Raw genomic sequence first — 25,502 nt, 5'->3', positions numbered from 1 at the left:
TTTAAGGGTCTTTTTTTATTATGTGAAGAAATTGCAAAAAAAGTAAAACTTTTAATAGAGATGGACGTCTAAACATTGAAATTTTATTAAATGGGGGATATGAGTGTCAGATAATAGAGATGAAGAAATATTAAAATTGTATGAGGATTTTAATGAACCAATCTTTAAGTATATTTTTATGATGATTCAAGATTATCAGTCAGCAGAGGATTTAAGGCATGAGACATTTATCAAGGCATTTGTTCATTATGATTCGTTTAAAGGGAACTCACAAGTGAAAACGTGGCTATTTAGTATTGCACATAATGTAACAATAGATTTTATTAGGAAGCGAAAGCCGCTCATGTTTTTTAAAGAGGTCTTTTTATTAAAAAGGGATGAGCATCCATTACCTGATGAATTGATCGAAATAAAAGAAAGTTCGTATGAGCTTTATGAAGCATTGGCGAGATTAAAGGATTCGTACAGGGAAGTCATTATTTTAAGGAAAATAAAAGAATTCACGATTGAAGAAACAGCGGCAATTTTAGGGTGGTCAGCAAGCAAGGTGAAGTCAACATTGTTTAGAGCGATACAAGCATTGGAAAAGCAGTTAACGAAGGAGGGGTATGTTCATGAAGGAACAATTCGAGAGAAGTATGCTAGACATTGATTTATGTAGGTTAGAAGCAGATATTGTATGGAAAAAAGCGAATAATGAGGATTTGAAATTTAAGCTTGTAAGGGATATGAGAAAACGACATAGGAAATCAAAGCTATATGATTTGTCTAGCTACTTTGTTCGAATAAGTGCATGTGCTGTCGCATTAGGAATAGCATTTATTCTTATAAAGCAGGACGATTTTAAAGAGCACACGACCTCACACGGTTCATACCAGAGTGATCTATCTTCATTTGATGCAGAGGATCAAGTGGTTTTTTTCACTAGAGCGGAGCAGGAGCTGACGAAATCGGTAAATGGGGTTGAAACAGTGATTTTGTCTGGAGAAGCAACCGTGCCGTTAAGGATTCCTACTATAGAGGAGAAACCTGAGATTATCGCGAGGAAGGAAAATCAACATGTTTTAGTAAATGTCAATTATTTGCTTATGGGAGGTGCGAAGCTATCTATTCGTTCGGAGCTTAATCATGAGGGAACTGCTAGAGAAGCATATGAAGCGTTAATGAGAAGGCACTTTAATACCGGTCAACAATTAATGATATCGAATCATCAGGCAATGCTTGTTAAGTCAAATGATGATGGATTACAGCAATTGGTTATTGTTGGTGATGAATGTATTTATTACATTGAAGGTGGACAAAGTAGTGATGATTTAATTCGGCTTGCTGAATTGATTACATTCTATTAATAAACTGCTACAAGGGATAAATGAGAAAGAAGTAGGTGTGAAATACAGCTGTAAACCTGAACAAGTGAGAGGGGAATTTTTGATGCTATAGTTTGCCCCTTGTTTAGAATAGCGGTCCAAAGAAGACCCCACAGGCACGCAGTGGGGAGGCTTTTGGACCGCATTCTTATTTTAAATGGACTTTTTTCAGTGGCCTTGTATTCGTTAAAAACCGTGGTCCAATTCATTTATGGCTATATGATTCCTCTTGTGATAAATCGCTTTAAATTATAGGCGTGATATTCCTTTATAACTGTTTTCGCATGCTCGTATTTCTTTGCAACGATTGCTTCATATATTTTTGAATTGATTTCGTTTGCAGAATAATGTTTTTCGTTTGGTCTTAGCTTCCAGTTAACCATAGCAATTCGCAACGTTTTGTCACGGAAAGAATCGTAGGTTTGTAGCATTACATGATTATTTGTTGCTTCAATTATCGTCCGACCAAATAGAATCGTTTGCTGAACATATTCATAATAGTTGTCGTGCTCTTCCGCGTTTAGTTGATTTTCCAGATGTAGCTGAAGCTTTTCTAAATTAAATGTGGAATTTCCCTCATTTACTAAATCAATAGCAAAACTACTCATACAGTTATTCAGTTCGTTAATTTCAAATAGCTCCTTGTAAGAAAGCTCCTTTACAAGAATTCCTCGATTTTTTAATGTAACAATAAAACCCTCTGAGTCCAAACGGAGTAAAGCATCCCTTATCGGTGTTCTGCTCATTTCCAATTCCTTTGATAGTCCGTTCTCTGATAACACATCTCCTGGTAGATGTTTTCCGGTTATAATTTTTTTACGAATTTCCTGGTATGCTTTTTCTGCCAAAGATTTCGATTGCATACGTTTATTTCCTTTCAATGAATTTATAAATTCTTCTTCAAATATACAGAATCTTAATTAGTAAAACTCCATAGGAGCTTATAAAAAGCACAAAAATTATTTAACAATTACTTTAAAATCTTATCATTATTTTAGTTGTATACAAGATGTTTTTATAAAAAATTCCAATTTTAGTTATTACATAAGATGGGCCGATTATCAATTTACAATTATTTTCTAAATCTTTACACAAGGAAAATATCCACTTAATAATCGGTGTGTATATTGTTCATTGAGAGTTGTATACAAGTTGAATACCACTAAAAGGAGGAGAACGAAGCCTTTAGTAAAGATAGTGAAGAAGAAAATATATGTGACGATACTTAATAGAATGATAGGAACCAACTTAATCGAAGCAAGTACCAAATCATGAATGTTCGATAAATTTTAAAAGGAGACTGACAAAACAATGAATAAAATATCAAAATTCTTTTTAACAGTTGGACTAGTTTCTACTTTGGCGGCATGTGGCAATGAAGGGAGCTCATCGTCCGCTTCCGCTAATACGGAAAACAAAGGGTGGCCAGAAGAAATTACGTTGGTACAAATGCCGAATGAAAACAATCCACAAGCGGCTTCTCTGCATACTCAGCTTAGAGAACATCTTTCAGAAGAATTAGGGATTAAAGTAAATGAGCTAGAAGGAGGCAGCTATGCTGTAGGAATTGAAGCGATGGCGAGCGGGAATTTAGATGTAATGCTAGCTTCACCAATGAGCTATTATCAAGCGAAAGAACGTGCGGGGGCAGAATTACTCGTTTCACCTCAAACATCATCAGAGAAACATAACTATTATACGGCCTTTATTACACAAGGGGATAATGAAAAGATTAACAGTATGGAAGATTTAAAAGGGACGAACTTTGCGTTTGTAAATGCGGCATCTTCCTCAGGCTATCTTTATCCAAAAGGAACATTAGTTCAAGAATTTGACCTTGATCCAGATTTAGTCGAACAATCAGACTACTTTTTCGAAAATGTAACCTTTTCAGAATCGCATCCTAATAGTCTTATGGGTGTGGCGATGGGTGACTTTGAGGCAGCGGCAGTTGCTGCTAGTGTCATCGATAGCATGATAGAAGCGGGAAATATTAAGGAAGGCGATATTAAGGAAATAGGTCGTACAGCGGATATTCCTGATGCATCGTATATTGTTCGTGGGGATTTACCTGATGATTTCAAGGAGTCTTTAAAGGATGCGTTCATCTCATTTGAAAACGAAGAGTACTTTGAAGCAATCCATGAGGATCCAAAGACGCGCTTTGTTGCAGTTGAACAGGATTATTACGATCCAGCAATTGAAATGCTTGATGCCATTAATGCTTTAGAGGAAGTGCAAGAATAATGAAACCATTATTATCGATTAAAAATTTAGTGAAAGTGTATGGGAAAGATACTCGTGCTTTGAATGGAATCTCATTAGATTTTTATCCAGGTGAGTTTATTGTCGTCATTGGACCATCTGGTGCTGGAAAGTCCACTTTTATCCGCTGTATTAATCGTCTTGTGGATCCGTCAGAGGGAGAATTGATTTTTGATGGACTTCATATGGAGAAGCTGAGCGGGCGGAAATTGCGAAAACAGCGAGCACAAATAGGGATGATTTTTCAGCATTATAATTTAGTTGGCAGAACAAATGTAATAAAAAATGTTCTCCATGGCCAATTAAGTAATATTCCATTATACAAGAGCTTACTTGGGCTCTATCCATATGAAGATAAGAAGGAAGCAGTTGAACTGCTAAAAAAGGTTGGCCTTGAGGACCAAATTTATAAAAGAGCTGATGAGCTATCTGGTGGACAAATGCAGCGGGTCGGAATTTGTCGAGCAATCTTACAGAGACCAAAGCTGCTACTTGCTGATGAACCAATTGCTTCGCTAGATCCAATATCAGCCAATATTGTTATGCAGCAGCTTCATACTATTTCGATTGAAAAGAAATTAACGTGTATCGTGAATCTTCATCAAGTGGACTACGCAAAAAAGTATGCAACTAGAATTATTGGGATTAAACAAGGAAAGGTTGTCTTTGATGGAGCACCTTCCCAATTAACAGATGAGATGGTTCGGAACATTTACGAAGGAAAAGAATCACAAATGACACTCCAAGCTGGAAATCATCCGGTGTCATTGGCTGTGGGGCAAAACAATGAATAAAAAGAGTGTGTATAAGATCCCAATTGAACAAAAGGATTATAAAAAAACCGTTGCGATTGTGCTTATCATTATGGCAGCTCTACTATTTTCCGTTATTTATCTGGAAATCTCAGTTTTAGAAATGCTTATGGGACTGCCTCAATTTGTGATGTTTTTCTTTGAGAAATTTCTTCCAGCGAATTCGGACAATTTAAAGCAATATATTCCATCCGTAATTGATACACTTGGCTATGCGATTATCGCAACCTATTTTTCTACGATATTAGCGTTTATTTTTGGCATCTTGATTTCTGAAAATACGAATAAGTTTAAAACGTTACGGGTGTTGACCCGTGGTTTTGTATCGGTTTTGCGAAATATTCCTTTTATTATTTGGGGATCCTTACTCGTTTATATTTTCGGTCTTGGTGGGATTGTTGGTGTTTTGGCATTAATACTTGTCACGATCGGGTTTTTAAGTAAGAGCTATGCCGAATCAATTGACGAAATTTCCGGGGATAAGCTTGAAGCGTTACGTGCCAATGGGGCTTCTTATTTTCAAATCTTGTTCCATGGAGTGATTCCACAGTTTGTTCCTGCATGGATAAATTGGACGTTATTTTCGTTTGAAATTAATGTCCGTGCCTCCGTTGTTTTAGGATTAGTCGGTGCAGGAGGAATAGGTGTTTTAATCGATACAAACATTAACCTATTTAAATATGGTGAAGCATTAACGATTATTGCTGTCGTTGTCAGCATTATCCTGCTAACAGAATTTATAACTAATTCGATTCGTAAACGTTTCATTTAACTTATTGTAAGGGATTGAATCAAAATGAATCATATTCGAGTCACTTCAAAAGGAAGTGTCATTAAAGCGATATTACTTGTTTTTATTTTAGGAGCTGTGTTTTTTACAGCTATAAGCTTAATTAACTTAGATATGACTAAATTTTTTGAACGGCTAGAGAATGTTCCTGGTGTTTTAAGCAATATGATGGCCATTGATTTGTCGGTTATTCCAGATGCACTTTTAAGTATTGTGACAAGTTTAGCATTGGCTTTTTTAACATTAGTTGTCGCTGTTTTTGTGGCGATGCTGTTAAGTTTTTTAGCTGCATCTACGATTACACCAAATCGGTATTTAGCGATTTTTATTAAAGGTTTTTTTGCGATAATCCGTGCTGTTCCTTCCCTTGTCTGGGGATTAATGGTGATTGCAAGCTTAGGATTTGGTTATACGTCGGGCTTTATTGCGATGCTGCTCCCGGCTGTAGGTTATCTTTTTAAAAGCTTTACAGGGAGTATAGAAGAGGTTGGCAGTGAGATTATTGAAGCGATGAGGTCAACGGGGGCCTCCTGGTTAAGTATTATCTTTCATGGATTGCTTCCGCTTTGTATAACTTCTTTTGTCTCCTGGATTACAGTTCGGTTTGAGGGCAATGTTGAAGAGTCAATTGGTTTAGGAATTATTGGTGTCGGAGGGATTGGTCTTTTATTGACACAGTCTATTAGTACGTATAATTACGGGCAAACAACGACAATTATCATTATGATTTGTTTGCTGATGTTTATGATTGAGCTTATGGCTACGAAAATTAAAAACAAAATAAAATTTGGGAACATTTGATCCTTAGGAGGACGTTCGTTAATGAAAAATGCAAAATTAAATTGGGTTCGTTTGCCACTAGATAGCATTGAAAACTGTCGGGAATTAGGTGGCTATAATACGAAGCATGGTGAACAAACAATGTGGCACGCTTTTTTAAGATCGGCGGATATGAGCAAGCTTACTAAAGATGACACCGAATTTTTAAAGGAGTACGGTGTGAAAACCGTCATTGATTTGCGTGGAGAGGATGAGATACAAACTCATAAAAATCCGCTTAAAGAAGAGAGCTTTTGTGCTTATTATAATATTCCATTTTTAACTAAGAATGTATCGGATATTACTTTTTCGACAGAAACGATATTTATGGGGGATTTTTACATTGAATTATTAGAGCAATGTGAGTCAGTGAAAAGGATTTTTGAAGTCATCGGTCAGGCTGAAGAAGGCTGCATCGTCTTTCATTGCATGGCTGGAAAAGATCGCACAGGGGTCTTGGCAATGCTACTGCTAGGATTAGCAGGAGTGGAGAAAAAGGATATTATCTCGAATTATGAAGTTACATATACAAACTTGGAATCGTTTCACGAGATGGGAAGCGTGAATCGGAAATTTCCAATCGAGCTTTTGTATTCTGACCGAGACTACATTTTAAAGGCATATGAGTATATTCAAAATACGTATCAAACATTTGACAATTATTTAATCGCAAAAGGTGTAAATCAGGAAGTAATCGATCGTGTCAAGGGTCGGTTACTAGGACTAAGTGAAACTGTGAAATCCAATTAATGCTTTAAAGACTTGAGAAGAAGTGCTAGTGAATTAGTGCTTCTTTTTTTATTTTGTCATTCTCTAGTCTTTCTGTTTAGATTACACTTAATCATAAAGAAGTAGGAGCTAATTGATGGTTACAGATGATAAAGGGAGGACTAGTACAATGAGAAGTGAACGAGAAATGATGAGTTTATTTGTTGAATTTGCAAAAAGTAACGAGCGAATTCGCTTAGTTACGTTGGAAGGGTCACGGACGAATAAAAACATACCTCGTGATTCCTTCCAAGATTATGATATTTCCTTTTTTGTAACAGATATGAATGCCTTTAAAGAAAATGATCAATGGTTGGATTGTTTTGGGAAAAGAATGATGATGCAAAAGCCTGAGGATATGGAGCTTTTCCCTCCTGAATTAGGCAATTGGTTTTCCTATATAATTTTGTTCGAGGATGGAAATAAGCTAGATTTAACCTTAATTCCGATAGATGAGGTTGAGAATTATTTTTCGATCAGCGATGGGTTAGTTGAAGTTCTTCTTGATAAAGATGAAATAATCAAAAGCGAAATCCATGCTAATGACGAAAAATATTGGATAAAAGAGCCGACAGCGAGGGAGTTTGATGATTGCTGCAATGAATTTTGGATGGTTTCAACCTATGTAGTAAAGGGATTAGCAAGACAGGAAATTCTTTTTGCCATCGATCATTTAAATGAAATTGCTAGGCCCAATTTATTAAGAATGATGTCTTGGAAAATTGGCCTGGAGCAGGGATATTCATTTAGTTTAGGCAAAAACTATAAATTTATTAATCAATATTTATGTAAAGAAGATTGGGAGACATTGCTTTCAACATATTCTGTTAATTCCTATAAAAGTACGTGGCAAGCATTATTTACATGCTATGAGTTATTTAGAAAATACGCTAAATTTGTAGCAGGAGAGCTTGGATATACTTATCCTCATTATGATGAAGCAATTACAAAGTATACTCGAGAGATTTATCAATCGTATTAGAGGTGTAATAATGATTCATCCACCTTCATCCCTTTTTGAACAAATAATAACGAATTAAGATTTTTCTACTATAAGAGGATGTTGTTTATAGAAGCAGCATCCATCCTCTTATAGTCTTGAAATTATGACCTGTATTCATACTTCTTTAAAAATAAATGATTTTCCTTTTTTAGAGAAAACAATACTTTCCGACTATTATTATTGAAAAAATATCATACTTTAAGTTGTTGTATTGGAGAAAAATTTAGGAAAAGATGTGAAAAAAGAAATATTTGTAGAGTTTTTGTAGAGGGGCTTTTGGTATATTTCGTTCAGTGTGTGGATTTTGGATTAGTCCTTTTAAAGTGATCGGGCGATTTTCTATTAGTCCAAAAATTGAAAAGATTGGGGTGAGAATAATAAGTGGGGAAGGAAAAAGCTAATTTAGTAGTTTTCTTAACTGCAAGTTTTCTTAGCTAGAAGGAGTCCGTCATGTATAGGTGGAATTGTTGTATATACCCTACTGTCATGGCTCCACAAAATGCGGTAAGTATTGTTGATAATGAAAATGGTCCAGATGAAACAGATACACCAGTTGTTGTAGCAACTGATTATCTATATCTGCTGAGGAAGGGGAATGATTTTTAGGTAGTAACATGAAGTTTGAAGTTGCTGAAGGAAGTGCCACTTCTAAAAAAGCCAACTATTCTAGATAGTCTATATTTATTAGATAGTGGACAACATCCTCGTGAAATGAATTTACACTATAAGTAAATGATGTTATTAGGCCCTTCACAAAATAGACATACCTATTTTCCTACATAAGAAATCTTTGTCATCCCTTCCTAAAATGATACAATATATATTGTTGCATTTGTCTAACGATGTACGTAAAGGTGAGGTTGAATGAATGGCATATAAAGCAGCATATGATTTATTAAATTTAATCAATTTAACGATCGATGGAAAGATCCTTTTCTTGGGGAAAACGACTGAAGAAACCTTTACGATTATTCAATCGATAAATTTAGGTAATTCTGAAGTGGCAATATCGGATATTCAATCAATGGATATTAAAGAATCGTATTGTCAGCAAATTTTCTTTGGTAGTCAAACACCTCTTATTATTAACGACACTCGTACTCATCCAATAACAAGCAAATTACCCTTAACTTCTGAACTAAACATCCGTTCCTATCTAGGTGTTCCAGTATTCTATCAAAATGGTGAAATGTACGGCACATTATGTGCAATAGACTCCAAAATATCAAACTTTACCGAAAAGGATATCAAAATTTTAGAGAGGTTTTCTAAGCTTTTCTCATATGTTATTGAATTAGAAAAGCGAGTTAATCTTGATACATTGACTAACCTATATAATCGTGGCTACTTATTTGATAACTTTGACTATATTGCAGATAAGGGGACGCTTATGCTGCTTGATCTTGATGGGTTTAAACAAGTCAATGATAGCTATGGCCATGATGTAGGGGATTCAGTCCTGATGGAGATTGGTCAAAGATTAAACAAAATCAAACAATTCAATATCCCTTTTCGATTAGGGGGAGATGAGTTTGTCATTTTATTTCCAAACTTATTAGATAACAAAAAAATAGCTGTGGCTGCAAAGCAGATATTAACAACATTATCTAACTGGGATAGCTTTAAATATCCAATTGATATAACTGTAAGCATAGGAATTGCTAAGTTCCCTCAGGATGGAACTGAATTGCAAAAAGTATTAAAGCATGCGGATATTGCAATGTACCGTTCGAAACAAAGAGGGAAAAATTCTTATATGTATTATGAATGAAGATCGAAAAAACGAGAACAAAGTCAACTTTTACAAGAGTTGACTTTGTTCTCGTTTTAACCATTTTTAGATCTTTGTATGTTTTGAACCTTTCTTTTTATCTCAATCAATTTTGCCTACCTGTAAATGTATTTCCCAACAAGATTTACCACCATATATTCTTACTGAACCTCATGTTTTGATAACTTACTAGGCGCTTTTGTTGCTCGTGTTTAGATTAAGGAATATTTCTTCAAGAGAGGGCTCGTCAACTTCTATCCGATATACATCAATGTTTAATCTAGCAAATGCCCTATGAATAATTGGGATAATCGATTCTTCATCTGCTACTAATGTCGTATATTCTGTCTCCCATACGATATCCCTTGCAATTTTGCTAAAGATTTCGTTTAAAACTGTTTTCTGTTCGCTCGGAATTTTATGATGTTTCACTTTTACTGTAACTTGTGATTGATATTTTTTTCTTAATTGAGCCATGCTTCCTTGCTCTTGTATCATCCCTTTATCCATTATTGCAATTTCATCACATAGTTTTTCGACTTCATCTAAGTTATGGGATGTTAAAAATATTGTTTTTCCACTTGCTGCTACGCTTTTAATTAAGGAGTGAATTGTTAGAACGGCGTTTGCATCTACACCAGAGGTTGGCTCATCAAGAAAGACTAAATCAGGATTATTGATAAGAGCTTGAGCAATCCCTAGTTTTTTCTTCATACCGAACGAGTATTTTTTCGTTTTTGTTTTTATGGCATCTCCTAGTTCAGTTGCTTCTAACAGCTTGATTAAGTCTGCTTGGGAATGGGATACTCCTAATATTTTTCCGAAATACCGCAAATGTTCAATCCCTGTTAAATCATCATAAAAGGTTGAATAGTCTGGTAGAACACCAATTTTTTTCTTCACTTTATCATCTGTACCTTCTATTCCTAAAATTTTAAAGCTACCAGAGGTTGGCTTAATAATACCTGTTACTATATTAATAAAGGTCGACTTACCGGCACCGTTTTTCCCTAAGAAGCCAAATATATGCCCTTGGGTAACTTTTAAATCAACATGATTGACAACTGTACGATATCCATAGGTTTTTGTTAGCTGATTTGTTTCAAACGCATACATTAAAAATCCCTCCTTCTATTAATGATGACACTTGTGATAAGAAATAAAAGCGTCCATATTGGAATGAAAAATACGTAAAAGGTTTCTTCCTGTCCAACGTAAAAATAAGGTGTAACGTAACTAAAGATTTTTAATACAATTAAATCTTTAGAAAGCATCCCCCAAAAACCGAGAATCGGAAAAGCGATTGATAGTGTAATACCGATAAACATACTTAGTCCAGGCTTGCTAATAACAGTCGAAAAAAGTAAGGATAGGGCAATAAAATAGGTAATGAATAAAAATGCTACGATTAAATCAAAAAAGTAAAACGTTTTAGAAAAAGGAATTAGCAATAGTAATGAAACGAAAATACAGATAAACCAGAAAAAGGAAATCCCCAAAAACTTTGCAATGACAATTTTATCTCTTGATAGCTTTGTTACTAAAAATCTTATTGTTCGAGAATGTGTCTCTCTATTTATCACATCATGTGATAGGCTTGTCACAAATAATGGACCGAGAACTAACAATAGAAAAAATAGTCCCGCCACATAGGCATTATCAAGACCAAACTCCTTTAACTCTGAGTTAAATTGGCTAAGTAACTTTGCTGTACCTAATGTCCCGCCAAGCAAAATGAAAATAATGATAATAGAACGAACGCTTTTAAAAAGGCTCTTGAATTCTCGTAAACAAATAGCTGTCATGTTAACATCTCCTTCCATTTCCTATTATATAGGGGGTGGATTATCACTACATGAAGGGGATATTAACAGAACCTTAATAAATAGGAAACGCGTTTAAGGAATATGTACAACTTGCAAATCGATTCATTATAATAAATAGTAAATAGACAGATAACTTTAGGAGTGGAATACGTTGCAAAATATGAAGATACATGCATTAGCGAACATCGAACATTTAAAGGTCCATGGTCGAACAACAAATTCACTTTCACCATTAACATTGTTTTGGACAGGAAGTGCACTTGAATTAAATGCAAAAGGATCAGAGCTTTGGATGGAAGTTGAGGTAGATTACGATTTATATGAGCCATGGATAAGTATTATCATTAATTCGGCACCTGTTGGGAGACAGATGCTAACAAAGGGAAGATATTGGATTTGCTTATTTAGAGGAATGAATGAAAGCGTTGTAAAAAATGTTCGCGTTGTAAGAGATGTCCAAGCAATGAACGGAGATGAAAGCTCTTCATTGCAAATACATGCTGTGAAATTTGATGGGCAATTTTTACCTGTTGAAGATAAACAATATAAGATTGAATTTATCGGAGATAGCATTACTTCTGGTGAAGGAACAATAGGAGCAAAGGCTGAAGAAGACTGGATTTCCATGTGGTTTAGTGCCACCGACAATTATACGGCTTTAACAGCGAATGCGTTGAATGCAGATTATCGGGTCATTTCTCAAAGTGGATGGGGAGTTTTAACAAGCTGGGATAACAACCCTAACTATAATCTACCTGACTACTATGAAAAAGTATGTGGTCTGCTTACTGGAGAGAAAAATGAAAGATTAGGAGCTTTACAGGAACATGATTTCGATGCGTGGCAGCCTGATATTGTTGTTGTAAATCTAGGAACAAATGACTGCGGAGCCTTCTATTCACCAGAATGGAAGGATGAAGCGACAGGAAAGATTTATAAGCAACGTTTGAATGAAGATGGTACGTTCAATGAAGAGGACATAAAACGGTTTGAAGCAGCAGCAGAGAAGTTTCTTACTAAGCTACGAGCCTATAACAAAAAAGCACAAATTGTTTGGGCCTATGGCATGTTAGGTAACGAGATGATGCCGTCGATATACCGTGCTGTTGATTCGTATAAGAGGACAACAGGGGACCTTATGGTTTCAGTTTTTCAGCTTCCAAATATGACGGACGAAACAGTAGGTGCAAGAAGTCATCCAGGCAAGCTAGCACATGAAAAAGCAGCAGCTGAGTTGTCGGCGTATTTGCAGGAGTTATTAAAATAGTTGTTACATAGCTCGATTTGTATCATCCCCGGAGTTTGAGAAGGCAGTCGTTTCGAACTCCGGGTTATTTTTATGAAAAAATTAATCCTTTATTGAAACTTTTTCTTTCCATCTTATCCACTAATAAGAAGAAGGGAGGAAAAGTAATGAGAGAAAAAGAACAGCGTTTAGTAAAAAAAGCGATTAAGGGTAATCGACATGCCTTTGAAAAGTTAATCAAAGAGCATTATGAACAAATTTATCGGACGGCTTTTTTATATGTGCATAATGAGGCAGATGCTCTAGATGCTGTGCAAGAGGCGACATATCAAGCAATCATATCCATTCATACTTTAAAGAAACCCGAGTATTTTCTTACCTGGTTTACTAAAATTGTTATCCGTTGTTCATCGAAGATAATAAAGAAAAGAACGAATGTTGTACAAATGTCAGAAGAGGTGCAAAACCAACTTCAACAGCAAGTTATTCAATATGATGATTCCATTCATATTTTAGATGCTGTTAGACAATTGAAAGAGAATTATCGAATGACAATTATTCTTTTCTACTATCATGATTATTCGATAAAAATGATTAGTGAGTTTATGGGGATTCCTGAAGGTACGGTAAAGACAAATCTAAGTCGAGGCAAGGAAATGTTAAAAAAGTATTTACAGGAGGAAGAAAGCTATGGGTGAAAAAGAGATAAAACATGCAATGGAGCAAATACCAGTTCCGAGAGATAAGGTATTCGAAGCAATAGATAGAGGTCTTAGAAGGGGGCATGAACAAAAAAAATTATCAAATAATAGAAAGCTTCTTATTAGTTCAGTCGCAGCATCATTATTAATTGGAGGAACAGTCATTTCTGGTTTTGTCCATCCTAGTATGAATAAAGTTCTTGCAAAGACTCCTTTCATTGGTCAATTATTTGTCGATTTTGGGGATTCTTTAGGAATCAATCTTGCCAATCAGAACATGGTAACAGAGCTTAACCAAGCGTTAACAAAAAATGGTGTAACAGTAAAAATGACGAGTGCTTATTTTGATGGGAATGTGGTTTCAATTACTGGACATGTTAAAGGTGAGCTAGAGAAAGGACATAATGAGCCAGGTGAAATAAGCTTTGATGTCAACTTTGACAATAATCAGGGTGATCAAGATCCATGGCTAGATGGGAAAAGTACAGATGTAAAGCCTAATAAAGATGGATATGATTTTCAATGGATTATGGCATATCCTTATAAAGAGATTAGCGAAAACCTAACAGTTCCAATTTCAATCCATTCGATTAATGGGATCAAAGGTGAATGGAATTTTACAATTCCTATTTCTCAAAAGAAATCTAATTTGATTTCCTTTGATGAAGATGCCATAACATACCAAGAAGAAGGGGCAGCGATCAGTGTAAAAGAGGTAAGCATAGCCCAAGCATCTTCTTCTTTCGTATATGAAACGATTACGACCTATAAAGAGGATGCAATTGACTTTGTTAAAGTAATAGACAATAAAGGACGGATATTGGGGATAGAAGGAGGAACCATCTTATCTGAAGGGTATCAAGACGAAAAGTACCATAAAACATTACGAGGAACGACTAAAAAAATCGATAAAGATATTACAGCACTTACCTTCTATCCACAATTATCAATTGCAGATCCAAAAGTTGAACATTTACTCAATACTAATTCCTTTACTTTAAAAAGCGAGAGAACAGACTTGATGTTAAAGGTTAATCAGGTTAAGCATGTTGGTGATAAGTTAACGTTAGATTATCAGTTATTAGGGCTACCATACTCATTAAGTAAACATAAGCTTGATTTAGTATCACATAATTTAGGTTATATGTTTACGTTAGTTGACAAGGAGTACGTAGATGAAATAGATAAGGATAACCCATTTCCACCTGAAAATCACAGTGTGTCAAGAAATACGGTTAAAATAATAGATAAAAAGAATGCAAGGTTTCGCTCAGAATTTCAGCTTAATGGTGAAGAAAAAATCAAACAATTTAAGTTGGAAAACACGGTTGTACAAGTAGATTTTACATCCTTAATTGAAGCAAAGCAGTTAAGACCATTTACTATTGAATTAAATCAAAGATAAATGAAATGAACAAACCTGATGAAGTTACAATAAGAAGGAGGGCATGAAGATGAGGGATTCCTCATCTCCATGCCCTTTTCTGTTTTATTGTAAAAAGTCAGGCTTCATATAGCTTGGATTTGGATATGTATAAAATCCTTCACCAGATGCAGTTCCTAGCTTTCCTTTATCAATATATTCCGTTTTTAAGTATGCAGCTAATTTTTCAAATTCTTTTTTGCCTGCCTGAGCTTTACCGTTAGCGATATTATAGGCAGTAGTAATTCCAACTACGTCTAAAATGGCAAATGGACCTTTAGGAGAGCCTGTTGCGATCATCCATGTTTTATCAATGGTTTCAGGGTCGGCTACTTCATTTATTAATAGCATTTGGGCTGCCTCTAAAAATGGAACTAATAGCGAATTTAAAATATAGCCTGGCTGCTCCTTTTGCAATGGTAAAGCGACCATGCCAATTGCTTTTGCAAATTCGATGACGTCTTGAAAAACATCCATATCTGTCCCAGGATGCTTCATAATTTCTGCTGTATTGTTTTTCCAAATTTCATTTGCGAAGTGGAGAGCAAGGAATTTCTCAGGACGGCCTGTTGCTTCTGCAAATTGACTAGGTAGCATTGTCGAGGAATTCGTAACGAAAATTGTTTTATCAGGTGCAACTTCTGCAAGGTGTTTGTAAAAATTGGTTTTAATATTTACAACCTCAGGAACAGCTTCAATAACGAGGTCAGCATTAGCAACGGCTTTAGCTAGGTCACTATGAAAGGAAATTCGGTTAAAAGCATCATTAACTGCATCATCTGTTGCTCCTAGATCCTCCTGATAACGTTTTTTAAGCTTTGTGATTCTTTCCTTTGCACGTTCAATTGCATCATCATTAATGTCATAAATTGATACCACAAATCCTTTAAAAGCAGTTTGAAAGGCAATTTGACTGCCTAAAACACCACTTCCGGCAACTGTAATATGCTGATAATTCATTTTTATCCTCCTTTTTTACTGAATGTCTCCTTTATTATGTACATTCATCTTAAATACATGAGGAGTGATTATTACTATCTCTTGTAAGCGTAATATGCTATTAGTCTGGTATAATGACTGATAAGTAACAAGCTACAGAATAGGAGCAATAGATGAACAATGAACAAAACGATTGGGATATTAGCACATGTAGATGCAGGAAAGACAACGTTTTCAGAGCAGCTGCTTTATCATACGAAAAGTATTAAAACGCGCGGACGTGTCGACCACCAAAATGCATATCTTGACAGCCATGAAATCGAAAAACAGCGTGGCATTACGGTGTTTGCTGACCAAGGAATGTTTCAATATGAGGACTGTACATACTATTTAATCGATACTCCTGGTCATGTCGACTTTTCCCCTGAAATGGAGCGGGCTATTCAGGTGATGGACTTTGCGATAGTCATTGTAAGTGCAGTAGAAGGAATCGAGGGACATACAGAAACGGTTTGGAACCTATTAAAGAAACATAACATTCCGACCTTTTTCTTTATAAATAAAACAGATCGTACTGGTGCAAATGTCGAGATGGTCTTGGACGAAATTCGGAGTCAGCTTACAGAAAATATGATTGATCTTTCCGAAGGATTTTCAGATGAAAAAATGACGGAAGAGTTAATTGAATTTATCGCTGAGCGAGATGAAGAGCTGCTTTCTTACTATATAGAAAATGGCTATGATTCTAAGCTATGGCTATTGAAAATGAAAGAAATGATAAAGTCGTCGAAAATTTATCCATGCTCAAGGGGGTCGGCATTACAAGATATTGGTGTAAAGGAATTTCTAGAGAAGTTTCACTTATTAACTGTCACAAATTATTCGACAAGTGAGCCGTTTGGTGGCCGTGTCTATAAAATTCGCTATGATGAAGCCGGTACAAGAGTAACGTATATAAAAGCATTATGTGGAACGTTGAAGGTTAGAGATGATTTAGTATATGGTAATGGAGATATCGAAAAGGTTACACAAATTCGCAAATATAATGGCAAGCAATTTCAGCAAGTGAATCAAGCAACTGCAGGTGAGCTCATTGCTGTGGTAGGTCTTTCGAATGCTGTAGTTGGAGATGGGGTCGGTGTTCTAAAGGAAGCCTCCATGTATGAAATGGTTCCAGCCTTAAAATCGAAGGTTGTTTTTGAGCCTGGAGTAAACGCAAAAGAGGCTTTAAGGTATTTTCGCATTCTTGAAGCGGAGGACCCTTCCTTAAATGTTACTTGGGTGGAGCGGCTTCAGGAAATTCAGCTACATGTAATGGGCACGATCCAATTAGAGGTACTAGAACAAATGGTGTTGGAACGTTTTTCGTTAAAAATTCATTTTGAACAGCCAGAGATTCTTTATAAGGAAACGATTGAAAATGAAGTAGTTGGATACGGACATTTTGAGCCATTGCGACACTATGCTGAGGTGCATCTGAAATTAACGCCTGGGGAACGGAATAGTGGCATTGTTTTTGAAAGCACATGCCATACGGATAACTTATCGGTTGGCTTGCAAAACCTAGTTGGTCAGCATGTATTAGAACGGGAGCATCACGGTTTGCTTACAGGTTCACAGGTAACGGATATAAAGGTCACATTGCTAACAGGCAGAGACCATAATAAGCATACACACGGCGGCGATTTCCGCGAGGCAACATATCGCGCGTTAAGACAAGGCTTGGAAAAAGCAAGCAATATTTTGCTCGAACCATTTTACAAGTTTAAGATAAAGGTAGATTTAGACCAAATGGGTAGGGTGTTATCGGACATTCAGGCTGCAAATGGACGGTTTGAAGCACCGGAAACGGAAGGAGATAAAGCAATAATTACCGGATTTGCTCCTGTTGCTACGTTTATGGACTATAGTACAGTTCTTGCTTCCTTTACACATGGAAAAGGGAGGATAAGTTTAACGTTTGGAGGCTATCATCGTTGCCATAATGAAGAAGAGGTTATCGAACGAATTGGCTATGATAAGAATGCGGATCCAGAGTATACATCGTCCTCGATTTTTTGTGCGAAGGGGCAGGGCTTTACTGTCAAATGGGATGAGGCCGAAGCGATGATGCATTGCTTGTAAAGCGTGTTTTCGGTCATCCTTTAAAGGGAACGAAAAAGAGCTCCTCGTATTTATTCCTCATAAGCTATAGAAAACGGAGCTGACTTTAGGATGATTCGGTCAGCTCCGTTAGAATTATTTCATCAACTTTTTAGTATTTCTTGTATTTAAGATAAAATATGCTGTGATACATGATGTAATCGGAATAACTAACGCTACACCAATTCCACCAAAAAGGATCGTTATCATTTCGGCACTAAATACTTTTGAATTAACAATATCTCCAAATGAATAAGATAAATCCTTGAACCATATTAGTAAACCTAAATAGCCGCCGAAGAAAGCAAAAAATAATGTATTTGTCGTAGAGCCTAAAATATCTTTGCCAATACTGATTCCAGATTTAAATAATGCCTTCCTACTAATCTCAGGATTATGAAGTACAATTTCACGCATAGGAGAAGTAATCGAAATGGCAACATCGGTAATCGCACCAATTGTACTCATAATAATCATAGAAGCACCTATTTTAACAAAATCAACTCCAATGTACAGGGAGAATGCGTCCAGCTCACCAGCCTCCTCTTCCCCGAAGCCTTGAATCATTGCTTTCTCAGTTATAATCACAATCATGAGGATTAAAATAGAAGTCGTAATTATGGTAGATAGGAAAGCGATCGTTGTTTTTTTGTTCACTTGATTAATGTAAAATAAATTGGTGCAGCTAATGATAATACATGCGATTATCGTTAACAATATTGGATCAACATTTGGATCCGCCATGAAAAGGATCGTTAAAAAAAGCACCGCAAAATTTATGAAAACTGCAACAAAAGACCGAGCTCCTTCTTTACCACCGATACAAATCATCGATATAAATAAAATAGCTGTTAGGATAACTAGTACATTCATACTCTTTCCCTCTTTCGATTAATGAAAAAAATAGTCGTATATAAAGCGATTGGAATCGTTAAGACAATACCGATTCCCCCTGCAAGGGCCCGTGCTATTTCTAAAGAAAGGTTCATCGATAGAGTAAACGACAATGATGAGGAATTTTTAAAATAAAGGATAAGCATTGGAATAGATCCGCTTATATAGGCGAAAAATAGAATATTCGTCATGATTCCCATCACATCTTTTCCAATATCTCTTCCTGAGGCTTTCAACGCTTTAACTGGTATATCGTTATTTTTTTCATATAGCTCAAATAAGGAAGATGACATCGTAATCGCAACATCCATCACTGCTCCCAATGAACCAACTAATACTCCGGCTATAAATACTACTTGAGGTGGACGAGTTAAAAATTGCATTTCTTCATAGCGAAGGCCGTTTCCCATCGTGATTTTCATCACAAAATAGGTGATGATCATCGTAATGAAGGTTCCTAGCAATGTAGCAATAATAGCTGCATAGGTTTTTTCTTTAAAACCACTAACGAGTAGTAAAGAGATGACTGTAAACAAAATCGCACTTATACTGCAAATGAAAAGCAGGCTAATATGTGATGTATTTAAGTAAATGTCTAAAGCATACGATAACAAAATCGCATTAACAACTAAGCTAATGATCGAAAATAACCCTTGCTTTTTTGCTACGAAAAGTAAAATGAAGATAAAAATCCATCCTACCGTTAAAACATATTTATCTCGTTTAACATCTTTTATTGTTCCAGTTAAATCCTTCGTTCCGTCAGCTTTTTTATCGATTGAAACAAATAGCTCATTCCCGACAACGTATTCCTGATCATAGGCTCCAGATGATGTGAATTCATTCGTTAAATGAATGAACTTTCCTTTATCTTCTCCATTTTTTATTTTCGCAACGATATGCTGAGTATAAAGCTTGTCATGATTTTGATGTTCATCTCGTATTTCTGATGATTTTTCAATATTTGTTTTGATGACCTCCGCAATTGTCCGGTCATAAAAAGAATAGTTGTGGTGTACAAAATATACGGAAATAACGAAACAAAGACCTAAAAGAATATAAAAAGCAACACGCTTATAGGACATTCCTTTTATATAATTTGTGAATATTTTCAAAAGATAACCTCCACGTAAAACCGATTTTATTAGGAAGATCAAGGATGTGAATTGTTAACTAGATTAACTAATAACAATGACTTAGAATAACAAGAATATCCTTTAACCGTCAAGGTAGCTATGTAACAGAAATGTAGACAATTGATGAATTTTAATAGAATGTAATTAATGAGATTGAGCTTTTTAGCAGAGTGGGTTGTGAGCAATACGTGAAGTTATGCAGTTGTCGCTTATCTTCTTAGCGAAGGAGAGTAGTAGTCTGGGCTTTACAATGGCAAACTTTAAAATCTACAAAAAAGCAAGGCAATAGATGGTGGAGGTTACCACTTTATCTATTGCCTTTTTAGCTATTTAACCGAATTTTAACCAAACTTAGGAGTCGTTTTTAAACTCGGGACATTATGATTGATATCAAAGTAAATGGAGAATTCCTATAAGGAGAATGAAAAGATGAGAATATTAGAATTGCTACTAGTTTTATCATGTATAAGCTTGTTAGTAAATGTTTGGTTTCGTATGAAGATTAGCCGTAACATAAGGATAGCGACAATATGCTTTAGCCTTGGAATATTCGTTTGTCAGCTCATCTTTGAAGGCTATCGTTGGCAAATGGTGTTTCTTTATTTTCTCACCTTCCTGCTAATGATTATTTCGTTCCTTCGATTAAAAATAAAGGTGAGGTTTATAAGGGTTTGCTGCCATTTCTTTGCAGTACTGCTCATAGCGGTCTCCATTTTTTTATCTTTATCTTTTCCAGTGTTTAACCTGCCAGAGGTTCAGGGACCATATAAAGTAGGTACACAGACATTTCATTTTATTGATGAAAAAAGAGTGGATCCATTTAGTGAAAGCGAGGATGGAAAGAGAGAGCTTATCGTACAGGTTTGGTATCCAGCAGAAAATGTTAATAAGAGAAAAAGGCAATATCTGATTCCTCAGGATAAAGAAATTTTACAAAAGTATAAAAAGGCTTTTGCAGAATCATTAGGGGTTCCTTCATTTATGCTCGACTATTGGAAATATATAAAAAGCAATGCTTATGAGGATGCACGTTTAATAGATACAAAGACATCGCTTCCGGTTGTTCTTATTAGTCATGGTGGTGGTACGAGTAGGGTATTGCATACAACTCAGGCTGAGAATCTTGCCAGTAACGGCTTTATTGCGATCGCAATTGATCATCCGTATTTTACAGCAGCAACTGCTTTTCCTGATGGAACAGTCACTGGATTTAAAGCAAAGGATGCGCTAACCGACTTTTTTGGCACTAGCAAGAAATACGGAGAGGTTTGGATGGCGGATTTACAATTTGTTCTTGATAATCTAGAGAAAATAAATAACGGAGCAATTCGAAGTAAATTTGAAGGAAAGCTAGACTTAAACAATATTGGCATGATGGGGCATTCGTTTGGAGGAGCAACAGCTTTCAATGCGGTAGCTACAAATGAACGAATAAAGGCAGGGATCAATATGGATGGTACGCTGTATAACATGGATAGTATACCTAGTTCAACAAAACCATTTATGTTCATTCAGCCTGAAGAATTTATCGTTCAGAAGGAAGAAATTGAAAAGAATCAAGTGACAAATACAAGTAATATGACAGAGGAAGAATGGAATGAATTAATGAATTATAAGCGAAAAGAATTTGAAGTAATTAATCAATCTCTCGCTTCACGAGGGGTAATGATCTCTATTAAAGGAACGAAGCATTATAATTTTACAGACTTCCAGCTTTTTTCTAATCTATTAAGCTTAATTGGCTATACAGGCTCAATCGATGGAAAACGAGGTACTGAAATTTTAAACAAATATGTAGTCGATTTCTTTTCTATCCATTTGCAAGGGATAGATGGAAGGTTAATATATAAGCAAAACGCTAACTATCCCGAGGTTCGCTTCCATTCTATAGAGGAATGATTTTTTGATCCGTTAATTACTAGAATAAAATGAAGAGATAAGAGCCAAAGGTTTAGTATGACAAGTATCATCGCTAATAATATAATGGATTTATATGTAAAAAGTTGAAAGGTGGATGGGTATGGTTTATGTTGCTTTGCTTCGGGGGATTAATGTTGGTGGAAAAAATAAAATTGACATGAAGCTGCTTAAACAAACGTTTGAACAAGCCGGGATGAAAGATGTTGTAACATACATCAATACAGGTAATATTATTTTTTCAAACAAAGTCTTATCAAAAACGGAACTACCTAGCATGTTGGAAGAGGCAATCGAGCGTGATTTCGGATTGCAAATTAAAGTAGTAGTTCGCAGTATAGATGATGTCGGGGGAATAATTAGCGTTATTCCTGACACATGGAAAAATGACAAAGACATGTCAAGTGATGTCATGTTTTTATGGGATGAAATCGATGATGAATCTGTTCTTGAGAATCTTGTCATTAAACCGAATATTGACACAGTCAAATATGTCCCAGGTGCAATCCTTTGGTCAGTCGATAAGCAAAATGTAACCAAAAGCGGAAAGTCAAAAATCATTGGTACAAAGATATACAAACAAGTTACGGTGAGAAATGTCAACACTGCTCGTAAAATTTACGAACTAATGCAGGCTCAAAACAGTTAGTTTTCCTGATGAGCATTTCATTATCACATCCATTGTATCTACATAAAGCTTTTTAAAAAAAGAGGGTCGCTCAAAACCAAAGGTTCAGACCCCTCAAACTCAATTTACAAGGCGGTCAGACCCTTTTGAGTCACCCTCTTTTCTCATTAAATTGCTTTATCAAAAGGCGGCAAAGCGAAAGGCCCGACTCATAATTGTTGGCACGACAGATGCATGATTTTCATCCGGTGCCACATAGATGCTTTTATGTAATTTTTCGATGTTATAATCATTTAAGCTTGAAACAATTTGTTTCGCATCTTCCACCATAAACATTTCCTCGCTGCCAACTGACACAAATAGTTTACGATCAACGTTGATTTTCTTTTCACAGAACTTCCCCGCGTACTTTCTGATTTCGTAATCATTCCACCATGTTGAAGGGCTTGAGGCCAAATAGACTTGAAAAAGCTCTGGTCGAGTAAATAGCGTCCAAAGTACGAATAAGCCACCTAGTGAATGACCAAATAATGCTTGTTTTTCACGATTGATGTGATAGGTTTTCGAAATGATTGGCAGTAATTCACTTTCTAAAAAGGTGAGAAACTTTTCTGCTCCACCGTGTTTTCCTAAATTTAAGTTCTTTTCCTTTATCCGATCAGGATAAACATATTGTGGTGCAGGGGGTGTAAAATCATAAAAACGCATTTTTACTCTTTCCTCAAGATGCTTATGTCCAATACCAATGACGATGGCAGGAGAAATCGCTGTTTTTTGTGTGTTTCGAGATTGTAGCTTAACAATGTCACGTCCGAATTGAAAATAATCATTTCCGTCCAACAGGTAATAAACCGGAAATCCCTTTTCAGGCGGCTCCTCATCTGGAAGATAAACCTTTATCTCATATGTGTAGTCCATGATTTGCGAGTAGATTTCCCATGCTTCTGTTTGAGCTAACTGAACGTTAGTTTTCAAAGAAATATCACCTCTTTTAGACTATCCTCCTATAGATAGCCGAAAATTTTAGGCCTTTGCCTTAGCTAATAAATATAAAAAGTACGGGATGCCGACAATTGAAATAACAATTCCTACAGGGAGCTCTGATGGTTCAAATAATGTTTTCGCAAAAAAGTCTGAGACAATGAGCAAGAACATCCCAATTATCGCACTTGCTGGGACAATGAAGCGATGATCAATTCCGACTAATCTTCTCGCAATATGTGGGGCGATTAAACCGATAAATCCGATTCCACCTGATACAGAGACACATGCACTTACAATGCCAATGCTGCATAGTAAGAGGATCGCCCTTTCTTTATTTACCGAAATTCCTAAGCTTCTTACACTTGTTTCTTCTAATTGAAAGTAATTGAGTAAATAGCTTTTTCTTATAATGATTGATCCTAATAGGATAATCCAAGGGAGAATGGCAATGATAAAGGTCCAATTCGCCTGATAGATGCTTCCAGATATCCAAACAGCAGCCATTTCGTAATCCTTTTCATTCATTTTTAATGATAGATAAAGAGTAACAGCACTAAAGCCGCTGCTAATGGCTATTCCTGTAAGAATGAGCCTTTGCATATCTAGAACGCCTCGACGCATGGCAAAAAGAAAGATGATTAGTGCGGCAAGGCAACCGCCAACAAAGCCAAAAAGAGGCATCATCAAGATCGATGTCCAATTGTTTTCACTCATGTTTGTATAAGCGAATTGAAAGAAAAACATAAACAAAACAATTGAAGCGCTAGCGCCGGCATTAATACCTAATATTCCAGGATCGGCTAAGCCATTTCGCGTGATTCCTTGAATGACAGTTCCGGCAATCCCTAACCCTATTCCAACTATTGCAGCAATGATAATTCGCGGTAAGCGAAATTCAAAAATAACTAATTGGTGATGTTCATTTGCATCAATGTGAAGGATTGTTTTGATAACGTCGGCAACAGACATATCAAAAGCGCCATTTGTTAAATGAAAATAAAAGGCGATAAAGGTTAATCCTAAAAAAACGAGCATTGTAATGATAAATCTACCTAGTGCTTGCTTACCCATGGCGTCCTCCTCCTTTTGTCTTTATTAAATAAAGAAAGAAGGGAATGCCAATCATCGCAGTTACAACACCGACTGGGGTTTCAAAAGGATAATTAATGAATCGGCTAAATATGTCGCAAAACGCTAGGAAAACCGCGCCAATCACAGCTGAGCACGGGATGATTAAACGATAATCAACGCCAACAATAAAGCGGGTAATATGAGGGATGACAAGTCCGACAAAGGCAATTTTCCCAACTAATGCAACAGCTGTTCCGGTCAGACAAATGACAGAGAGAATGCTAATCGCTTTCACCCATTTTGTTCGCAAGCCTAACCCGAGAGCAACATCTTCTCCTAAAGAAGCGATCGTAACTGATTTTGCTATGAGTAAAGCGAGAAGAAGACCGACTATCCCAAAAGGAATTGATACGAGCAATAAATCTGGGTTTACTGTTTGAAGCTTTGCATTATACCAAACACTAATCGTTTGGGAAACTTGGAAATACATAGCGATTGCTTGAGCAATGCTGCTTAAAAAGGTCCCAATTACCGTTCCAATAATGGCGAGGCGGACAGGTGAGAGCCCGTTTTTTACAAGGGAGCCAAAGCCAAAAACTAAGCCAGCACCTATAGCAGAGCCAACCATTGATAATAAAATCATCTGTACATTTGAAAGCCCTGGGATAAAGACAGTTGCCAACGTAATAACAAAGGCTGATCCGTCATTTACTCCCATAATTGAAGGTGAGGCAAGGTAATTTCGCGTCATTCCTTGCATGACTGCACCGGAAACCGCTAAAAATGCCCCTACTAATAATGCGGCGATTACACGAGGTAATCGGGCTGTTGTAATGATAGTATGATCGACATTATTTCCATTGAATTGTGTTAGCGCCTCCCAAATAGTGAAAGGAGAAATATCCTTTGCACCATATGAGATAGAAACGATAATCGCTAAAACAATGAATAATGGAGAAATGACGAGAATCATCGTTGCAAGCCAATTGTTTTTCGTCAT

The 25,502-nt window shown here is 36.1% G+C and carries 25 protein-coding genes; 16 read left to right on the top strand and 9 right to left on the bottom strand.

Translation table 11 applies throughout. The features are described 5' to 3' along the window. Nucleotides 1–103 precede the first annotated feature (103 nt). Together HU235_RS20455 and HU235_RS20450 are read left to right on the top strand one after the other, a co-directional pair. Nucleotides 104–652: an RNA polymerase sigma factor gene (locus HU235_RS20455; protein WP_174881411.1), complete on the top strand. Its 549-nt coding sequence runs from the start codon at nucleotides 104–106 to the stop codon at nucleotides 650–652. Further along, entirely contained in the window at nucleotides 615–1,349 is a 735-nt protein-coding gene (locus tag HU235_RS20450) for a hypothetical protein (protein ID WP_174881410.1), read from the top strand. The genes HU235_RS20455 and HU235_RS20450 overlap by 38 nt, the downstream gene beginning before the upstream one ends. Before the next feature lie 233 nt (nucleotides 1,350–1,582). Here HU235_RS20450 and HU235_RS20445 read toward each other — a convergent pair whose 3' ends face one another. After that, on the bottom strand, nucleotides 1,583–2,230 hold the full coding sequence (locus HU235_RS20445) for a GntR family transcriptional regulator (RefSeq protein ID WP_174881409.1): 648 nt from the start codon (nucleotides 2,228–2,230) through the stop codon (nucleotides 1,583–1,585). Between the two features lie 448 nt (nucleotides 2,231–2,678). Between HU235_RS20445 and HU235_RS20440 the strand changes: the two genes are divergently transcribed. The 8 genes from HU235_RS20440 to HU235_RS20405 all read left to right on the top strand — a co-directional run bounded on the left by HU235_RS20440 (nucleotide 2,679) and on the right by HU235_RS20405 (nucleotide 9,595). After that, the gene (locus tag HU235_RS20440) at nucleotides 2,679–3,614 is read left to right on the top strand and encodes a phosphate/phosphite/phosphonate ABC transporter substrate-binding protein (RefSeq protein WP_174881408.1); all 936 of its coding nucleotides are present in this window, start codon (nucleotides 2,679–2,681) and stop codon (nucleotides 3,612–3,614) included. Continuing rightward, a complete protein-coding gene (phnC, locus tag HU235_RS20435) occupies nucleotides 3,614–4,426 on the top strand; it encodes a phosphonate ABC transporter ATP-binding protein (RefSeq protein ID WP_174881407.1) in 813 nt (270 codons plus the stop codon). Before HU235_RS20440 ends, phnC begins: the two co-directional genes overlap by 1 nt. Then, nucleotides 4,419–5,216, top strand: coding sequence for a phosphonate ABC transporter, permease protein PhnE (gene phnE / locus HU235_RS20430; RefSeq protein WP_174881406.1), 798 nt, complete (start codon nucleotides 4,419–4,421; stop codon nucleotides 5,214–5,216). The genes phnC and phnE overlap by 8 nt, the downstream gene beginning before the upstream one ends. A gap of 24 nt (nucleotides 5,217–5,240) precedes the next feature. Continuing rightward, nucleotides 5,241–6,035: a PhnE/PtxC family ABC transporter permease gene (locus HU235_RS20425; RefSeq protein WP_095299344.1), complete on the top strand. Its 795-nt coding sequence runs from the start codon at nucleotides 5,241–5,243 to the stop codon at nucleotides 6,033–6,035. Nucleotides 6,036–6,056: 21 nt separating this feature from the next. Then, nucleotides 6,057–6,803, top strand: coding sequence for a tyrosine-protein phosphatase (locus HU235_RS20420; RefSeq protein ID WP_174881405.1), 747 nt, complete (start codon nucleotides 6,057–6,059; stop codon nucleotides 6,801–6,803). Between the two features lie 148 nt (nucleotides 6,804–6,951). Then, nucleotides 6,952–7,803 (top strand): aminoglycoside 6-adenylyltransferase, encoded by an 852-nt coding sequence (gene ant(6) / locus HU235_RS20415; RefSeq protein ID WP_174881404.1) that lies wholly within the window; start codon nucleotides 6,952–6,954, stop codon nucleotides 7,801–7,803. 471 nt (nucleotides 7,804–8,274) lie between these two features. Further along, entirely contained in the window at nucleotides 8,275–8,430 is a 156-nt protein-coding gene (locus HU235_RS20410) for a hypothetical protein (protein ID WP_170944277.1), read from the top strand. A 262-nt stretch (nucleotides 8,431–8,692) separates the two neighbouring features. Continuing rightward, nucleotides 8,693–9,595 (top strand): sensor domain-containing diguanylate cyclase, encoded by a 903-nt coding sequence (locus HU235_RS20405; RefSeq protein ID WP_174881403.1) that lies wholly within the window; start codon nucleotides 8,693–8,695, stop codon nucleotides 9,593–9,595. A 189-nt stretch (nucleotides 9,596–9,784) separates the two neighbouring features. On the opposite strand, the gene HU235_RS20400 is transcribed toward HU235_RS20405, so the two are convergent. Both HU235_RS20400 and HU235_RS20395 read right to left on the bottom strand, forming a co-directional pair. Beyond that, nucleotides 9,785–10,711, bottom strand: a complete 927-nt coding sequence (locus tag HU235_RS20400) for an ABC transporter ATP-binding protein (protein ID WP_174881402.1) — start codon at nucleotides 10,709–10,711, stop codon at nucleotides 9,785–9,787. Continuing rightward, entirely contained in the window at nucleotides 10,711–11,400 is a 690-nt protein-coding gene (locus HU235_RS20395; protein WP_145581680.1) for an ABC transporter permease, read from the bottom strand. Before HU235_RS20395 ends, HU235_RS20400 begins: the two co-directional genes overlap by 1 nt. Before the next feature lie 181 nt (nucleotides 11,401–11,581). On the opposite strand from HU235_RS20395, the gene HU235_RS20390 reads away from it, so the two are divergent. The 3 genes from HU235_RS20390 to HU235_RS20380 all read left to right on the top strand — a co-directional run bounded on the left by HU235_RS20390 (nucleotide 11,582) and on the right by HU235_RS20380 (nucleotide 14,773). Further along, nucleotides 11,582–12,688, top strand: a complete 1,107-nt coding sequence (locus HU235_RS20390; RefSeq protein WP_174881420.1) for an SGNH/GDSL hydrolase family protein — start codon at nucleotides 11,582–11,584, stop codon at nucleotides 12,686–12,688. Between the two features lie 146 nt (nucleotides 12,689–12,834). Next, complete coding sequence (locus tag HU235_RS20385) at nucleotides 12,835–13,365, top strand: sigma-70 family RNA polymerase sigma factor (RefSeq protein ID WP_174881401.1); 531 nt, start codon at nucleotides 12,835–12,837, stop codon at nucleotides 13,363–13,365. Further along, a complete protein-coding gene (locus HU235_RS20380) occupies nucleotides 13,358–14,773 on the top strand; it encodes a DUF4179 domain-containing protein (RefSeq protein WP_174881400.1) in 1,416 nt (471 codons plus the stop codon). Before HU235_RS20385 ends, HU235_RS20380 begins: the two co-directional genes overlap by 8 nt. 84 nt (nucleotides 14,774–14,857) lie before the next feature. On the opposite strand, the gene HU235_RS20375 is transcribed toward HU235_RS20380, so the two are convergent. After that, nucleotides 14,858–15,751, bottom strand: coding sequence for a 3-hydroxyacyl-CoA dehydrogenase (locus tag HU235_RS20375; RefSeq protein WP_174881399.1), 894 nt, complete (start codon nucleotides 15,749–15,751; stop codon nucleotides 14,858–14,860). Between the two features lie 159 nt (nucleotides 15,752–15,910). Here HU235_RS20375 and HU235_RS20370 point away from each other — a divergent pair, with 159 nt between their 5' ends. After that, nucleotides 15,911–17,854: a GTP-binding protein gene (locus tag HU235_RS20370; protein WP_174881398.1), complete on the top strand. Its 1,944-nt coding sequence runs from the start codon at nucleotides 15,911–15,913 to the stop codon at nucleotides 17,852–17,854. A gap of 114 nt (nucleotides 17,855–17,968) precedes the next feature. Here HU235_RS20370 and HU235_RS20365 read toward each other — a convergent pair whose 3' ends face one another. Beyond that, on the bottom strand, nucleotides 17,969–18,745 hold the full coding sequence (locus HU235_RS20365; RefSeq protein WP_145581685.1) for a YibE/F family protein: 777 nt from the start codon (nucleotides 18,743–18,745) through the stop codon (nucleotides 17,969–17,971). After that, nucleotides 18,742–19,881, bottom strand: a complete 1,140-nt coding sequence (locus HU235_RS20360; protein WP_370877264.1) for a YibE/F family protein — start codon at nucleotides 19,879–19,881, stop codon at nucleotides 18,742–18,744. The genes HU235_RS20365 and HU235_RS20360 overlap by 4 nt, the downstream gene beginning before the upstream one ends. Before the next feature lie 450 nt (nucleotides 19,882–20,331). Between HU235_RS20360 and HU235_RS20355 the strand changes: the two genes are divergently transcribed. Continuing rightward, nucleotides 20,332–21,801, top strand: coding sequence for an alpha/beta hydrolase family protein (locus HU235_RS20355; protein ID WP_174881397.1), 1,470 nt, complete (start codon nucleotides 20,332–20,334; stop codon nucleotides 21,799–21,801). Nucleotides 21,802–21,922: 121 nt separating this feature from the next. After that, nucleotides 21,923–22,468 carry a DUF1697 domain-containing protein gene (locus HU235_RS20350; RefSeq protein WP_174881396.1) on the top strand — a complete coding sequence of 182 codons (546 nt, stop codon included), beginning with the start codon at nucleotides 21,923–21,925 and terminating at the stop codon, nucleotides 22,466–22,468. 159 nt (nucleotides 22,469–22,627) lie between these two features. Here HU235_RS20350 and HU235_RS20345 read toward each other — a convergent pair whose 3' ends face one another. From HU235_RS20345 to HU235_RS20335, 3 genes are read right to left on the bottom strand one after another with little or no spacing between them, the layout of a single operon-like run. Continuing rightward, nucleotides 22,628–23,422: an alpha/beta hydrolase gene (locus HU235_RS20345; protein WP_233452328.1), complete on the bottom strand. Its 795-nt coding sequence runs from the start codon at nucleotides 23,420–23,422 to the stop codon at nucleotides 22,628–22,630. A gap of 48 nt (nucleotides 23,423–23,470) precedes the next feature. Further along, on the bottom strand, nucleotides 23,471–24,502 hold the full coding sequence (locus tag HU235_RS20340; RefSeq protein WP_174881395.1) for a FecCD family ABC transporter permease: 1,032 nt from the start codon (nucleotides 24,500–24,502) through the stop codon (nucleotides 23,471–23,473). Continuing rightward, entirely contained in the window at nucleotides 24,495–25,502 is a 1,008-nt protein-coding gene (locus HU235_RS20335; RefSeq protein ID WP_174881417.1) for a FecCD family ABC transporter permease, read from the bottom strand. The genes HU235_RS20340 and HU235_RS20335 overlap by 8 nt, the downstream gene beginning before the upstream one ends.

The sequence above is a fragment of the Metabacillus niabensis genome (assembly GCF_902829255.1).
Taxonomy (GTDB): Bacteria; Bacillota; Bacilli; order Bacillales; family Bacillaceae; genus Metabacillus; species Metabacillus niabensis.
This window is presented reverse-complemented; position numbering and strand designations above follow the sequence as displayed.